The sequence below is a fragment of the Tepidibacillus sp. LV47 genome (assembly GCF_048381575.1).
In the GTDB taxonomy this organism is placed as follows: domain Bacteria; phylum Bacillota; class Bacilli; order Tepidibacillales; family Tepidibacillaceae; genus Tepidibacillus.
Map to the genome: position 1 here is coordinate 220,485 of NZ_JBLWIF010000003.1, position 15,064 is coordinate 235,548.

Below are 15,064 nucleotides of genomic sequence, written 5' to 3' on the forward strand. Positions count from 1 at the left end.
CAAATTACTTGCTCTTCTTCCGTTCCATTTCAACCGTAAATTTGTAACGATCACCGCGGTAAATCGATTTAACCACTTCGAGGGATTGACCGTTTTCTAAATAACTATTTCTTTGAATAGATAAAACCGGTGCCCCTTCTTTCACTTGCAAAAGATCCGCCTCTAATTTCCGCGCTACGGAAGCCTCTATTATTTGCACCGCTGACCTGATCACTAATCCTAGTTTGGTTTCAATAAATTCATAGATAGAACCGCTTACAATTTCTCGCGTTAAACCAGGTACAAGAGCACAAGGCATATACAACGTCTCTAAGGCCATCGGAAATTGATCAGCTAGACGGATACGACGAATTTCATAAATCTCCGCTCCTTCGCGAATGTCCAGCTGCTGCGCGAGCGTTGGACTGGCAGGAATAGTCCGAAATTCAAGCACGTTCGTTCCTGGTTCCATTCCTCTTGCTCGCATATCCTCAGAAAAGCTTGTTAATCCTTTTAACGGCTGTTCGATTTTTGTCGCAGCGACAAATGTGCCTTTTCCTCGCTTTCTTACCAAATAACCATCATTGACTAAATTGTTAATCGCTTGACGAACGGTCATCCGACTAATGTCATACGTTTCCGCCCACTCTCTTTCTGATGGGATCATTTCTCCTGGTTTGAGTTGCCCTTTTTCAATCATTTCTTTAATTCCTTGTTCTAACTGGTAGTAAATCGGAAGTGGAGAATGTTTGTTAATCATCATACATACACCTTTCTTTGGTCTTTGCTTACAAGCGACAATGCTTCTTTATCAGCAATAACGACCACATTCGGATGTGTTTTTAAAATCGAAGCTGGAATGTTTAATGTAACTTCTCTTTCGAATAATTGAGATAAAATATGTGCTTTTTTTTCTCCCGATGCTAACAAGATAATTTGCTTGCTTTTCATAATTGTAGTAATTCCCATTGTAATCGCATGGGTTGGAACCTCTTCAAGACTAGAGTAAAAGCGTGAGTTCGCTTCTCTTGTTGATTCAGCTAGTTCAACAATATGAGTAATAGAATCAAAAGGAGTACCCGGCTCATTAAAACCAATATGCCCATTTCGCCCGATTCCCAATACTTGTAAGTCAATCCCACCTAGCTTTTCAATTAATTCCTCGTAACGTTTGCATTCTTCTTCCACATCAGCAGCAAGTCCGTTCGGAATATGGGTTTGCGAGAGAGGGATGTCGATATGGGAAAACAGATGCTCGTTCATATAATAGCGATAACTATTGGGATGGTTCGGGCCTAAGCCGATATATTCATCTAAATTGACTGTTTGGATATACTGATACGACGTTCTATGTTGGCGATGATCGTATACTAATGCCGCATACGTTCCAAGTACCGTTTCTCCTGTTGCTAAGCCGAGAACAGAATTTGGCTTTTTCTTTACTTGAGCAATGATGATTTCCGCAGCTTTTTCGCTCATTTCCTTGTAATCTTTTGTTTCTATGAGTTTCACGACAGAACACCCCCTATTTCGAATATGCGAGTTTGCCGCGACAGAATGTCATGACGACCCCATATTGTTGATTCAACACAACAAGGTCTGCATCTTTACCGACTCGTATGCTCCCCTTTCGATCAAGAATACCTAATTGTTTGGCTGGGTTCCAAGATCCCATGCGAATAATGTCGTCAAGGGTACAACCGGTAAACTCTATCATTTTTTTGGCAGCATCTTTCAATTTCAAAATGCTGCCTGCCAGCGTGCCATCTTGTAATGTAGCTTGTTCTCCTTGCACGGTTACTTCTTGCCCACCTAGCTCATATACCCCTGCTCCGAGACATTTTGCACGCATCGCATCAGTAATTAACACGAGGCCATCGCTTCCTTTATTCCGATAAGCAAAGCGCACCATTTCCGGTGCCACATGGATGCCGTCAACAATGATTTCACAGAGTACCTCATCTTGCATGAGCACCGCTCCTGCAACTCCCGGCTCACGATGATGAATACCACGCATGCCGTTAAATAAATGAGTGGCATGGGTAATTCCTGCTTGAATCGCAGCTTTCACTTGTTCATAGACGGCATCAGAATGACCAATAGACGCAACAACACCATGTTCTTTTAAATACGCTGTCAACGCTAATCCATTTTTCTCTTCCGGCGCTAATGTTACAAGGCGAATATATCCATTTGCAATCTCTTGCCATTTTTTAAACAACTCTATATTCGGTTCCACAATATTTCTTGGATGTTGGGCTCCAGCTCGTTTTGGAGATATGAATGGTCCTTCTAAATGAATTCCGATAATTTCTGCTTCTCCCGGTTGGTTGCTAAACTGAATGTAATGAGTCACATTTTGTAGCGCCAGCTCAATCTGTTCGAAAGAAGCTGTCATCGTTGTTGCAAGAAAGCTTGTTGTTCCTTCTTCTGGCAGGACGGTGGCCATCGTTTGTAGCGCTTCTTTTGTCGCATCCATCACATCTGCCCCAGACGCTCCGTGAATATGAATATCAATGAACCCGGGTATGACAACATGATCGGCGTTTAGTTCAATGACAGTTGCTCCGTTTACGTCAGGTCGCGACGACATGGGACCGATATCGACAATGGTTTCTCCTTCTATAAGTACATATCCTTGTTTTATTCGTTCTTCTTCCGCATAAACGGTAGCGTTAGTCAATAACAACCGATTCATTCTATAACACCTTCTTTCTAATTTCATCTTAACATTATATAGACTAGTTGTCTATACCTGTTAGAATTTTTAAAGCAAAATCATTCATCAACGTAATCTTTTTTCTGGAAGAATTCATTTTAGGCTTTTGCCTAAATTAATTTTTTTTGTATCCTTTCTAGGTATCTCACCATACATTGATGATGTAATAGGCAATACACCAGAAGGAGGATATAAAAGAATGGAAAACTTGAATGTCAAACAAAATGAAGAACAATTAAAGGAACTCACAACAAATGAGTTCGATTATGATGAACAAACTGCAGAGCTAGATCAACAATTATATCCTGGGTTTCCAGGGTATGGTCAATATCCTTATGGCCAATATCCTTGGTACGGTCAATCCTATCCCTGGTATGGTTACTTTCCTTGGTATGGACATAGACCATGGAGAAGAAGACCATGGTGGTGGTATGGCCAATATCCTTATAACCAATATCCTTGGTATGATGGCTGGAATATACCCTATACTCGTGGTTCTGAGGAATCTGAATTTTTAGATATAGAAACCATTGATGAGGTTGAAGAAGCTAATATTCAACAACGGTTTTGGTTTGGATTCGGCTATCCTTTCTGGAGATTCCGTCCATATTGGTGGTATCGCCCTTGGTGGGGATTTTACCCATGGGGACCTAGGTGGTGGTAAAATAATATAGAATCTGAACTTTTAATGTGTGAAGCGATGGCTGTCGCTTCACTTTTCTTTTTTTAACGTAGTAAAAATTTTTTGTTATAATAGCTATAACATTCATTTTTAATGTGTTTTAGAAGGGGATATACGTATGAGAAAGCATTATATAGTTGGTACGGCAGGACACATTGATCACGGCAAGACCACATTGTCCAAAGCACTTACAGGAGTAAATACAGACCGCTTAAAAGAAGAAAGAGAAAGAAATATTTCGATTGAATTAGGTTTTGCTCCTTTTATGTTACCTAATGGTGATCAGGTTTCGCTCATTGATGTTCCTGGACATGAAAAATTTATTCGTCATATGGTAGCTGGAGTTGGTGGAATTGATCTAGTCTTACTCGTGATTGCGGCTGATGAAGGAATCATGCCTCAAACCAAAGAACACCTTCAAATTCTAGAACTTCTAGGAATCGAACATGGGATTATCGTTTTAACGAAAAAAGATCTTGTAGACGAAGATTTCCTTGAATTAGTAAAAGAGGATATTAAAGAAATATTAAGCGATACAATCTTAAAAAACGCACCTATTCTAGCAGTTTCAAGTACTACCCATGAAGGAATAGATGAATTAAAACTTCTCATCCAAGAGATGCTTAGCCAAATCCCAGAACGAACTTCAACTGGTTTCTTTCGTATGCCTATTGATCGTGTCTTTACATTAAAAGGAATTGGTACCGTTGTTACAGGGACCGTTTATTCAGGAACGATAGAAGTAGGACAAGAACTTGAAATTCAGCCCTCTAATCACAAAGTACGTGTACGAAGTCTCCAAGTTCACTCCCAAAGTGTTGATAAAGCTTTCGCTGGTCAGCGGGTTGCGATCAATCTAACAGGGATCGAAGTAGAAGATTTACAAAGGGGAGATTCGGTAGTTACCCCTGGTCAATGGGAACCAAGTCAAAGAGTCGATGTGGAGTTACATCTTCTAAATGAAATCGATTTTGCACTAAAACAAAACAGTGAGGTAAAATTTCATATTGGTACGACTGAAGTAATGGGTACAGTTCTATTTTATGATCGTAAAGAAGCGCTACCTGGTGAAACAGTATATTGCCAGATTAAGCTAGAAGAACCCATTATCTCATCACGGAAAGAACGTTTTATCATTCGTCGTCCTTCTCCATCAACAACCATTGGTGGTGGATCGATTATCGATCCCAATGCAAAAAAGCATAAATATCGTCAGGAAACGATTGATTTGTTAAAGCAAAAAAGCAAGGGAACCTTAGATGAACTCATTCTTCAACAATTACAATCAAGCTCACATGTATTTTTAACATTACAAGAACTATCAACCCTATTGATTCTTCCAAAAAACGAGATTGAAGTAGGGTTAAGTAAATTAACAGACCAGCTACAGATCATAGAATTTCAATCTGGAAGCCAAGACCCATTTTACGCTGCAAGAACTCAACTAGAAAAGCTCGAAAAACAAATTGTTTCTACCTTAGAAACATATCATAAAACCTTTCCATTACGCTTAGGATACCCAAAAGCGGAGTTCATGAAGCAATTTATGGAAAAATTGAAACCGAAAATGGCTCAAAACGTATTTGATTATTGGGAAGAGAAACATTTACTTATGGTCAAAGAGGAGTTTGTTGCTTTGCCAACATTCAAACCACAATTACCCCCAACTCTTCAAGAGCAAGCAAATCAACTCGAGCAAAAATTGATCGAACAAGGTTTTACACCTGATTCCTGGGATGACTTAACTAAGGAAGTAAAGCTGAATGAAAAAGAAAAGAATGAATTATACAATTTCCTTTTAAATCAAGGAAAAATTTTAAAACTGACCGATAAACATGTCATCCATCATGAGACTTTTGAAAAGCTGAAAAAGATCATTACCGATTTTCTACGAAATGAGCAAAAGATAACCATTCAACAGGCAAAAGAACAGTTAAATGTATCGCGTAAATATCTTGTTCCACTAATGGAATTACTAGACCAAGAAAAAGTAACCGTTTTACGCCAAGGGCAAAATTATCGCGAATTACGAAAATAAATGCAAAAAAAGGCACCTCATCGAGGTGCCTTGATAAAGTTTAGTACACTATGGCCGTCATGATGAGAGTGCCAATTAATCCAACGGCTCCAAGTCCCATTGCCCACAACCCTACTGTTTGATCTCCCCTGCGATATCCAAGATACCCTAAAACAATTCCAATAGGAGCTAACAGATAAGGTAAAATAAATAAGGATAGGATGGATAAGATGACTCCGATGAAGGCAATACCAAATCTGTTTGTTACGGTATTATCACCGTCTTTAACTTTTTTAGGTTGGTCTTCTTCTTTCTGTTGATTCACAGGTACAACCTTCTGATCAAAGGTTGGAGTTAATTCAGCAGCCAATTCTTCCTCAGTTAACGGCCTGTAACCTTTTAGAACTGTAATTTTTTTCTTATCAGACATGGAATTCCTCCATTCCGTCTTTTAATTAACATACAGTTCTAGACTTAGTATCCTGTTTATCTTGTGCAAATATTAGTTTTAATTATTGACATTTTTGCTAATGAAGGATGAGGTGTTTTATGGATAAAGAATATACCCTTGGGATTGATATTGATGGAACAGTGACTGACCCATTTACCTTTATTCCCCACCTAAATCAATATTTTAATAAAAGTTTTAAATTGGAAGATATAACCACTTATGACATCACAAAAATTTATGGCATTACAGAGGAAGATTATGAAAAGTGGCATTCAAAATATGGTGCCTATGTTTATCAAACGGCCCCTTTAGCTAAGGATGCTAAAAAAGTGCTTCTTGATTTACAAAAAAATTATCGATTAATCTATATTACGGCCCGATCAGAAGAATATCGTGAACCAACAATGAAATGGTTTGAGATTAATCAAATCCCTTTTGATCGTGTCGTCATGACGGGCAATGCATTTAAATGCGAACAAGTCATCAAATATCAAATTGACCTTTTTCTAGAAGATCATTACGATGCGGCACGAACAATGGGGGAAAAACTTCATATCCCAATTCTTTTATTTGATACACCCTATAATCAAGGGTTATTACCAAATAATGTAATTCGAATCCGTTCTTGGAAAGAAGCAAAAAGAATCATTGATCAATATGCCCAGAATAAAAGGTTACGGATTAATCCGTAACCTTTTAACGATTTTCTTTTAATTTACCTTTAGGGTCGGTGTTAATATTATGTTGAATCTTTTGGGCAAAAAGGGTTTCTTTTGGTTTATATGTATGAAAAATGTTATAATATAAAATGCTGTTTGAATTATTTTCGAGGTGAAGATCCGTGTTTATTGATATCAAATATGAAGAGATTGAAAACGATCCAAAATATCTTCTTATTGATGTTCGATCAGAAGAAGAATTTGCAGAAGCAACCATACCTGGAGCCATTAACGTTCCATTATTTAATAATGAAGAAAGGGCACAGGTAGGAACAATATATAAACAAAAAGGACCAAAATATGCAAAAGAACTTGGAATGGAAATCGTTTCCCCAAAAATTCCTAGTCTGGTTAAACAAGTCAGGGAATTTTTAAAAGAAGGACAAGTACCCCTATTTTTTTGCTGGCGTGGCGGAATGAGAAGCAAAGCTATGGCCACATTTTACGGTCTGATTTATGAGGGGACTTTCCGATTAGAAGGAGGATACCGAGCTTATCGTCAATATATACTAAAAAGAATTCCCTTGATGACGATCCAAATTCCCACCTTTGTTTTACATGGAATGACAGGAGTTGGAAAAACACAACTCTTACATCGATTAAAAGAAAAAGGATTTGCTATTTTAGATTTAGAGGGACTTGCTGGGCATCGAGGATCAGTTTTTGGTGCAATTGGTACACATCCTGTCAATCAAAAAACTTTCGATTCACGTTTATATGAAGTATTGAAGGAAATACAAAGAGCTGACGCGGTGATTCTGGAAGCAGAAAGTAAACGAATTGGTAAAATTGTCATACCCGATCACATTATGGCTGCTAAAGAAAAAGGTTATCACATTTTAGTTTCCGCTTCAATTGAGACAAGAGTAAATCGGATATTACAAGAATACCAATCAGACAAACATAAAGAATTGTTAATTGCAGGGATTGAGCGAATCGAGAGACGATTACCTACGGAAGTTCGACCTTTCATTCGCCAAGGGCTTGAAAACAATGATTTTTATACCGTTGTTAAAATATTATTAGAACATTATTATGATCCCCGTTATCAATACGCAACCAATCAATATGAAGGGCCATTTTTCAAAGTAAATAGCGATCATTTGGAAAATGCTGTAGAACAAATTAGTCAATTTATCCATGAAAAAATTCAGCAACTGCAAACCATATAGTACAAGCATTGAAAGCATAGCCTTTACCGCTATGCTTTTTCCTTTTTTTCTCGATTATAAAAGTCCCTTGCCTTTCAGACACTAATATACAAATCCATGTATCTGGAAAGGTAGAGATCTTTTATGCGCTTTTTATTAAGAATTACTGCAATTATTTATGTATTGTTTATCTTAACCCTTCAATATACAACTCCAAACCCAAAAGTGATCAAACAGCAAAATCAAGTGTCTGATCAAATAGAAAAAAAAGCTGAAAATGATTATATCGTTCAAGACTCTTACTTAACCAAACAAATGATGATTTACCAAATGGCTACTGACATAAAAACTCAATTACAGAAAAGTGAACATGAAGCGATCAAAAAAATCCAACAACAATACCCTAATGTTCAGTTTTTACATATTTATGAAGATCGGATCGTTTCATTTCACACTTTAGCTGATCGAAACTTAATGAGGGTAAAACAATCACAACCCTACTTTCAAAACGAAAAAATGTTAATAAATGTAGATATTCCGATTCGTCAAGGAACAAAAATCATCCATTATCTGTTTCAAATAGATGACAATCTTTCTTCGCATATTTTAACAAAACAACAAACGAGAATGTATACCGTCACCCATCTTCAAAACGATAAATGGAAAACAAAACCAACTAAATATAATTCTAGAAAAAAACTAAGTTTAAATATTGAACAAAGTCTGCCTGATCTTACACCCAACCCAGAAATGAAAGGAATTAGTCATTATATACAAAATGAAATCGTCGTTAAATTTAAAAAATTACCGAATCAGAAAGACCTGCAATTATTTTTAAAGCAATATGATTTACAACTAAAAAAGAAACACGACCATACGATTGTCGCTTATTGCCCAAAAAGGAGTACTAAAACATTAATTACAAGCATTGAAAAAGATCCAAGAATCGAATACGTTGAACCTCATTTTATTTATTTAACTAATGAAATAAATCAACAGCCAACAAACGTTATTCGATCTCTAGTTCCAAATGACCGATTATATTTAGATTATCAGTGGAACTTGCCTATCATCGATACAGAACTGGGGTGGAACTTAACAAAAGGTAAAAAAGACATTGTGATTGCGGTTATTGATACTGGAGTTGATCTAACCCATCCAGAATTTCAAGGTAAGCTGGTAAAAGGGGTTAATATTATAGATCCTAATCGTTTACCGATGGATGATGATGGTCATGGTACCCATGTTGCAGGAATTATCGCTGCCAATACCAATAACGGCCAGGGAATCGCCGGTATTACTTGGTACAATAAGATTATGCCGATCAAAGTATTAGATCAATCAGGTGCAGGTACGTTATTTGATGTTGCTCAAGGAATTATTTGGGCAACCGATCATGGTGCAGATGTCATTAATCTTAGTCTAGGGAATTACGCCGAATCTAAATATTTACATGATGCGATTTTATATGCTTACTCAAAAAATGTCGTTTTAGTTGCTGCCACAGGTAATGATAATACCAATCAATTAAGTTATCCTGCTGCTTATCCAGAGGTAATCGGTGTTTCTGCAATTGCCCCTGATGAGCAACGTGCAGAGTTTTCTAATTACGGGAAATATGTTGATGTGGTGGCCCCTGGTGTGAACATTGCAAGTACTTATCCGAATAACCGGTATGCAGCATTGTCAGGTACTTCAATGGCAAGCCCACACGTTGCAGCCTTAGCGGCATTAATTAAATCAAGTTATCCAAAACTTACGAATCGGGAAATAAAGAAAATTATTACGAAGACAGCTACAGATTTAGGTATACGGGGAAGAGATCCATATTTCGGTTATGGGGAGATTAACATCTGGAAAGCTGTTGAATTATCCAATCAGTTAAAACAAAAACAAGAAAAAGCAGATTATGGTGAAACAAAAATAACTGTACCAAATAAAGAAAAGAGTCTCTTTCAAAAGTTATTCGATTATTTTTCGAATTTAATGCATAAAAAAGCATCCGTGATCAACGGATGCTTCACTATTTTATCTAACAGCAGCAAGAATTTTTTGCAAAATGATTTCTTCTGGAACAGCACCCTCTTGTTCTGCTGCCCCATCATTAATAACTGTTTTTGGAACACCCATTACATTGTGTTTGCTAGATAATTCTGGGAATTCCATTGCTTCAATCATTTCACCACGAATATGTGGGTTGACCATAGCCATATGATGAGCCACGCGAACCGCGCGAGGACAATATGGTCAGGTAGGGGTTACGAAAACGGAGATCGTTACATCCTGTGTAATATTTTTTAATTGATCAATGGTTGATTGAGATAAATTGGTTTTTTCATTGGCAATATCAATGATATCCTCAATAAGAGTACCAAACTCATAACCAGAAGGAATACCGTAGAAACGTACACCAGTATCTGTACCATCCTCTTTAACAAATACAATAGCTGGGAATTTGTCAACTTGATAGCGGCTTACTTCATCTGGATTTTGGTCTTTGTCAAAAATCTGCAAGTCAATTTTGTCGGTTAACGCTGCAAGTTCTTCAAGGATTTCTTGTGTGTCAAAACAATAATCACATCCATCTTTTGAGCTAAAGAAACGGATATGAGTCTTGCCTTTCATTTGTTCGCTAAACATATTGCGAATCGTTTCTTTATCTCTTTCATCAATCTTAGCCACTTTCTCATCTCCTTTTAATTCATTTTTTGTCAATGAAAGCCTATCCCTAGCTTTCCCCTTTGATGGATATTTAATCTAAATATGTATAATAAAACATTATACATCCATCATTCATTAATCAACAAAACCTTGATCAATAACCGCTTGAACGACTTCCCTTGCGTTACCTTTTGCACCAACAATGACTTTAATATTGGTTTCATTGATTACTTTTTGCATTCCTGGACCTGCATGATCTACAAGCACCATATCAATCCCATGCTCAACTAACCAATTCTTGATATTTTCATGGTGAGCATGGTGATGATGATGTTCATGGTCATGGTGATGATGGTGATCATGATGATCATGGTGATGGTCGTGGTCACCATGGGTTTGTGCAAATGGAACATCAACTTCTTCCCACTTGGTAATTTGCCCATTTTCAATGGTAGCTAACGCTAGTCGATTGGCTCGACCAAAATGGGTATTTACCATTCCGTTTGGCAATACCGCTACTGCTACTTTCACTCCAACACCTCCAGTAATGGGAAAAGAATACCCAGCTGGGTATTATTATACTAAAAAATAGGAATATTTCAATCCGCTTCTAAAACTTTTGTATAACATTTCCGAAAAAAAAATAGGAAACAATATACTACAAAGTATATCATTTCCTTTTTTTAATTATTTATGCAAGGCGAAAAACGACCCCTAAGCCACCTTTGGGATATTTCCATTCAATGTTGTCATAAGGACAACCGATGCGACAACTACCACATTCATGACATCCTTCGAAACCTACAAACATCCTTTCTCCTTCCCATTTATATACTTCACCTGGGCAGAAGAAGGTACAGTATTTTTCTTTGCATTTTGTTTTACAAATATTATGATCTTTAATGACTAGATGAGATTCTTTATCGGATACAAATCGAGTAAGATACTGGAGATCATCAACTTTTACTTTCTTTAGCGGTTGAGCCATTATTTCATCACCTTCCATACTCGGTATAGGTCACGAATGGTATTCACAGTTCCTCTTTCTTGAACCATACCTAAAATTCGCTTTTGTTTCTCCCATTTTGATGCACCATCAACCGTGAACATTTCACTAGCTGCACGATTAATCATTGGAATGAATTCCTTAAAGTATTGTGGATGACGATCGAGAGTATGCGCGGCATCTTTATATTTCTTCAAATCTTGACCGACAAAGCTTTCCATTAATTTGATTCGATAAGTATCTAATAGGTTTTCTGAATAATCTCCAACTTGTTTCGCTAAGATCGCTGTTTCTGCAGCTAAACGACCAGATGCCATTGCTAAGTTCGAACCTTCCCTATGAATTCCATTTACGAGTTGTGCTGCATCACCAACAACCATTACACCATGACCCACTAATTTTGGAATGGAATGATACCCACCTTCAGGGATTAAATGTGCAAGGTATTCTTTTGCCTCCCCACCTTCGATTAATTTGCGTACCAAAGGATGATGTTTCAATGTTTCTAGTAATTCATAAGGACGAATTCTGTGTTTCATTAATCCAGATAATAATGTTCCAACTCCAATACTTATACTTTCTTTATTTGTATAAATGAAGGCTGTGCCAAGCATCCCTTTCGTTGAATCACCAAAAATTTCGATCGTCGTTCCTTGATTTGGTTCTAGGTTAAAACGCTCTTCGATCTTCTCAGCTGGAAGGTTAATGACTTGCATCACTGCAAGTGCTACTTCGTCAGGTCTTAATTCTTTATGAAAACCTAATTGTTTGGCTAATAAAGAGTTAACCCCATCAGCCAAAATAACGATATCTGCATACACATCCCCATCTGGACGATCTGTGCGCACACCAATGACTTTCCCATCTTCAACAATCACTTCAGTGACAACTGTTTCATTAATCAAAAGTGCACCTTGTTCAACGGCTTTACCTGCAAACCACTGGTCAAACTTTGCACGAAACACAGTAAAGTTATTGTATGGGGGTTTAGCCCATTCCAATCCCTTATATCCCGCTTGAAAAGCAGATTGCTCATCTAACAACCAAAAACGTTGTTCAACAATCGGCCTTTCAAAAGGAGCTCCTTGCTCGATAAAATCAGGTATAATTTCTTGTAACTGATGGCGATACAATACACCACCCATAACGTTCTTGGAACCAGGATATTCCCCACGTTCAAACATAATCACATTAAGTCCTGCTTTTGCTAATGTATAGGCAGCTGAAGAGCCCGCAGGACCGGCACCGACAACAATTACATCAAATTTCTCAGCCATGTTTTCTCTCCCCACCCTGACTTTTTAATTTCTTAAACTCTTCAATGAACTTTGGAACAACTTCAAAAGCATCTCCTACTATCGCATATGTGCATTTTTCAAAGATTTGTGCATTTGGATCTTTGTTAATCGCTACTACGATTTCGGAGTTTTCCATGCCAACAGTATGTTGTACTGCTCCTGAAATTCCAATTGCAAAATATAATTTTGGCGCGACAGTTGTTCCCGTTTGTCCTACTTGTTGTGAGTGATCAGCCCAACCTGCTTCTACAGCATCACGACTAGCCCCGACAGCTGCACCTAATACTTCGGCTAATTCATGAACAAGTCGAAAACCTTTTTCATCTTGTAATCCTTTTCCACCTGCAACGATGATATCGGCATCCGCAAGGCGAACTTTATTGCTAATATCTTGAGCTACGCTAATCACTTTGGTTTTTAAATCTGATTCTTTAATGTTGATTTTTTCTTCGACTAGTTTACCTGTACGTCCTTCAATTGGTTGCATCGCTTTAAATACCTTTGGACGAACAGATGCCATCTGCGGTCTTTTTACTTTACAGAGAATCGTTGCCATGATGTTTCCACCCATCGCAGGACGGGAAGCTTCAAGCAAACGATTCTTAAGATCGATATCAAGGCGTGTTGTATCTGCAGTTAACCCTGTCTCTAGTTCGGTTGCGACGGTACTTGCGAGATCGCGACCAATTGCAGTTGCACCAAACAAGAGAATTTCAGGCTTGTATTTGCGAACGAAATCAACGACACCAACTTGATAAGCTTCTGAACGATACTGCTCAAGTACAGGATCATCCATTAGATAAACCGTATCGGCTCCGTATTCATATAATGTTTTGGTAAGGTGTTTAACATTATACCCAAGTAAAACTCCTGCTAATTCAACACCTAATTTATCAGCTAGTTTTCTACCTTCTCCAAGTAATTCAAGAGAAACAGGAGCGATTTTCCCATTTCGTTGCTCAATAAAAATCCAAACACCCTGATATTCAGATTCTGGTATTTTTACTGCTGGATTTTCGGATATTTGGTTTGCAACAGGAGCTTCTTTTTTGGTTTCTTCTTTTTCTTCTGCTTTTTCTTCCTTTTTCTCAACTTGTGGAGTAGTTGGCTCTGTTACAGCAGCTGGTTTAGCTCCTTCTGGCAATGAAATTGCATTTGTTGGACAAACTTCAATACATTCCCCACATTCTACACATTTATCAGGGATTACTTCCGCTTTGGTATCCCCTAAGAAAAGAGCTTCATGAGGACATGTATCAACACAAGCACCACAAGAAATACAAAGAGTAGATATAGATACAGCCATTTCCTACACTCCTTCCTTGGCAAACAAACCATGAATATTAATCAACTTATCAATAACCTTAGCTACTTTTTCATCTGTAGTTCCTTCGATTTTTTCTCCCCCTGATTGCTTAGGTGGTGCGAATATCTTACCTACAACCGTAGGGGAACCTTTCAATCCTAATTGATTGCGGTCTACATCAAGGTCGTTTGCTGTCCATATGATCGGCTGATACCTTGCTGCGCGAATCATATTGGGTAAAGGAGAATAAGTTAACTCATTAATTTCTTTTTCAACTGTCAACAAGCAAGGTAATTTTGATTCAATGATTTCATGCCCATCCTCGATTTTGCGATGAACACGAATGGTACGATCATTAACAGAAAAATTCTCAATTTTAACCACTTGAGTTAAGACAGGAATCCCTAATCTTCTTGCTACTCCAGGCCCTACTTGAGCAGTATCACCGTCAATCGCCTGTTTGCCAGCAAAAATGAGATCAACAGGTTCTTTTTCCATTACTTTTTTAAGAGCTTGAGTTAATGCGTAACTTGTCGCTAATGTATCTGATCCTGCAAAAGCACGGTCTGTAATTAAATAACCCTCATCAGCACCTAATTCAATACTTTTTTTAATCACACTAACAGCCATTGGTGGTCCCATCGAGATCACTGTTACTTTACCACCGTATTTTTGTTTCAACCGCACTGCTTCTTCAACCGCATGTGCATCATATGGATTAATAATTGATGGAGCACTACTGCGATCAAGCGTATTTGTTACAGGATCCAGTTTAACGACACTGGTATCAGGTACTTGTTTAACAAATACAACATAATGCATGTTGTTCACATCCTCTCCCTGAATATTTGATTCAATTTTTTGTTGTTTTTACATTTCTTTTACTTAAAAATGTTTGCTGATTTTTTCACAAAGTGTCCTATTCTTAGGATAGACAATATTCTAAAGATATGCAATTATTATTTTTCACTTATCATAATATTTTTGAATGCAATAAGTATCTTTTGGCTTTAACCATAAAAAAAGGAGCTGTCTAAAAAGTCCATTTAAGTTGAAAATCCGCCAAAATTAAACC

Annotated in this window: 15 protein-coding genes and 2 pseudogenes; 5 read left to right on the top strand and 12 right to left on the bottom strand. The window is 37.5% G+C overall.

Annotation, left to right across the window (positions count from 1 at the left end):
* Positions 1 to 4: 4 nt before the first annotated feature.
* From ACMW72_RS06070 to nagA, 3 genes are read right to left on the bottom strand one after another with little or no spacing between them, the layout of a single operon-like run.
* On the bottom strand, positions 5 to 739 hold the full coding sequence (locus ACMW72_RS06070; protein ID WP_418367945.1) for a GntR family transcriptional regulator: 735 nt from the start codon (positions 737 to 739) through the stop codon (positions 5 to 7).
* Complete coding sequence (gene nagB / locus ACMW72_RS06075; protein WP_418367946.1) at positions 739 to 1,491, bottom strand: glucosamine-6-phosphate deaminase; 753 nt, start codon at positions 1,489 to 1,491, stop codon at positions 739 to 741. The genes ACMW72_RS06070 and nagB overlap by 1 nt, the downstream gene beginning before the upstream one ends.
* Before the next feature lie 13 nt (positions 1,492 to 1,504).
* Positions 1,505 to 2,677 carry an N-acetylglucosamine-6-phosphate deacetylase gene (gene nagA, locus ACMW72_RS06080; protein ID WP_418367947.1) on the bottom strand — a complete coding sequence of 391 codons (1,173 nt, stop codon included), beginning with the start codon at positions 2,675 to 2,677 and terminating at the stop codon, positions 1,505 to 1,507.
* Between the two features lie 220 nt (positions 2,678 to 2,897).
* Between nagA and ACMW72_RS06085 the strand changes: the two genes are divergently transcribed.
* Complete coding sequence (locus ACMW72_RS06085) at positions 2,898 to 3,362, top strand: hypothetical protein (protein WP_418367948.1); 465 nt, start codon at positions 2,898 to 2,900, stop codon at positions 3,360 to 3,362.
* Between the two features lie 136 nt (positions 3,363 to 3,498).
* Positions 3,499 to 5,418: a selenocysteine-specific translation elongation factor gene (selB, locus tag ACMW72_RS06090; protein WP_418367949.1), complete on the top strand. Its 1,920-nt coding sequence runs from the start codon at positions 3,499 to 3,501 to the stop codon at positions 5,416 to 5,418.
* Between the two features lie 40 nt (positions 5,419 to 5,458).
* Here selB and ACMW72_RS06095 read toward each other — a convergent pair whose 3' ends face one another.
* Positions 5,459 to 5,827 carry a hypothetical protein gene (locus tag ACMW72_RS06095; protein ID WP_418367950.1) on the bottom strand — a complete coding sequence of 123 codons (369 nt, stop codon included), beginning with the start codon at positions 5,825 to 5,827 and terminating at the stop codon, positions 5,459 to 5,461.
* Positions 5,828 to 5,946: 119 nt separating this feature from the next.
* Here ACMW72_RS06095 and ACMW72_RS06100 point away from each other — a divergent pair, with 119 nt between their 5' ends.
* From ACMW72_RS06100 to ACMW72_RS06110, 3 genes are all read left to right on the top strand, one after another.
* Positions 5,947 to 6,540: a 5' nucleotidase, NT5C type gene (locus ACMW72_RS06100; RefSeq protein ID WP_418367951.1), complete on the top strand. Its 594-nt coding sequence runs from the start codon at positions 5,947 to 5,949 to the stop codon at positions 6,538 to 6,540.
* 149 nt (positions 6,541 to 6,689) lie between these two features.
* Entirely contained in the window at positions 6,690 to 7,739 is a 1,050-nt protein-coding gene (gene mnmH, locus ACMW72_RS06105) for a tRNA 2-selenouridine(34) synthase MnmH (protein ID WP_418367952.1), read from the top strand.
* Positions 7,740 to 7,862: 123 nt separating this feature from the next.
* The gene (locus ACMW72_RS06110; RefSeq protein WP_418367953.1) at positions 7,863 to 9,869 is read left to right on the top strand and encodes a S8 family peptidase; all 2,007 of its coding nucleotides are present in this window, start codon (positions 7,863 to 7,865) and stop codon (positions 9,867 to 9,869) included.
* Here ACMW72_RS06110 and ACMW72_RS06115 read toward each other — a convergent pair.
* From ACMW72_RS06115 to ACMW72_RS06150, 8 genes and pseudogenes are all read right to left on the bottom strand, one after another.
* Positions 9,822 to 9,929 (bottom strand): annotated as a pseudogene (locus tag ACMW72_RS06115) (thioredoxin family protein); the annotation flags it as partial. The gene ACMW72_RS06110 and the pseudogene ACMW72_RS06115 overlap by 48 nt on opposite strands.
* Positions 9,930 to 9,965: 36 nt before the next feature.
* Positions 9,966 to 10,433: a hypothetical protein gene (locus ACMW72_RS06120; protein ID WP_418367954.1), complete on the bottom strand. Its 468-nt coding sequence runs from the start codon at positions 10,431 to 10,433 to the stop codon at positions 9,966 to 9,968.
* Between the two features lie 81 nt (positions 10,434 to 10,514).
* Positions 10,515 to 10,910 (bottom strand): NifB/NifX family molybdenum-iron cluster-binding protein, encoded by a 396-nt coding sequence (locus ACMW72_RS06125; protein WP_418367955.1) that lies wholly within the window; start codon positions 10,908 to 10,910, stop codon positions 10,515 to 10,517.
* A 160-nt stretch (positions 10,911 to 11,070) separates the two neighbouring features.
* A complete protein-coding gene (locus tag ACMW72_RS06130) occupies positions 11,071 to 11,385 on the bottom strand; it encodes a ferredoxin family protein (protein ID WP_418367956.1) in 315 nt (104 codons plus the stop codon).
* Positions 11,367 to 12,662: an FAD-dependent oxidoreductase gene (locus tag ACMW72_RS06135; RefSeq protein WP_418367957.1), complete on the bottom strand. Its 1,296-nt coding sequence runs from the start codon at positions 12,660 to 12,662 to the stop codon at positions 11,367 to 11,369. The genes ACMW72_RS06130 and ACMW72_RS06135 overlap by 19 nt, the downstream gene beginning before the upstream one ends.
* Positions 12,655 to 13,683, bottom strand: coding sequence for an electron transfer flavoprotein subunit alpha/FixB family protein (locus ACMW72_RS06140; protein ID WP_418367969.1), 1,029 nt, complete (start codon positions 13,681 to 13,683; stop codon positions 12,655 to 12,657). Before ACMW72_RS06140 ends, ACMW72_RS06135 begins: the two co-directional genes overlap by 8 nt.
* Positions 13,684 to 13,833: 150 nt before the next feature.
* Positions 13,834 to 13,989: pseudogene (locus ACMW72_RS06145) on the bottom strand (DUF362 domain-containing protein); the annotation flags it as partial.
* 3 nt (positions 13,990 to 13,992) lie between these two features.
* Positions 13,993 to 14,811 (bottom strand): electron transfer flavoprotein subunit beta/FixA family protein, encoded by an 819-nt coding sequence (locus ACMW72_RS06150; protein ID WP_418367958.1) that lies wholly within the window; start codon positions 14,809 to 14,811, stop codon positions 13,993 to 13,995.
* Positions 14,812 to 15,064: the final 253 nt, after the last annotated feature.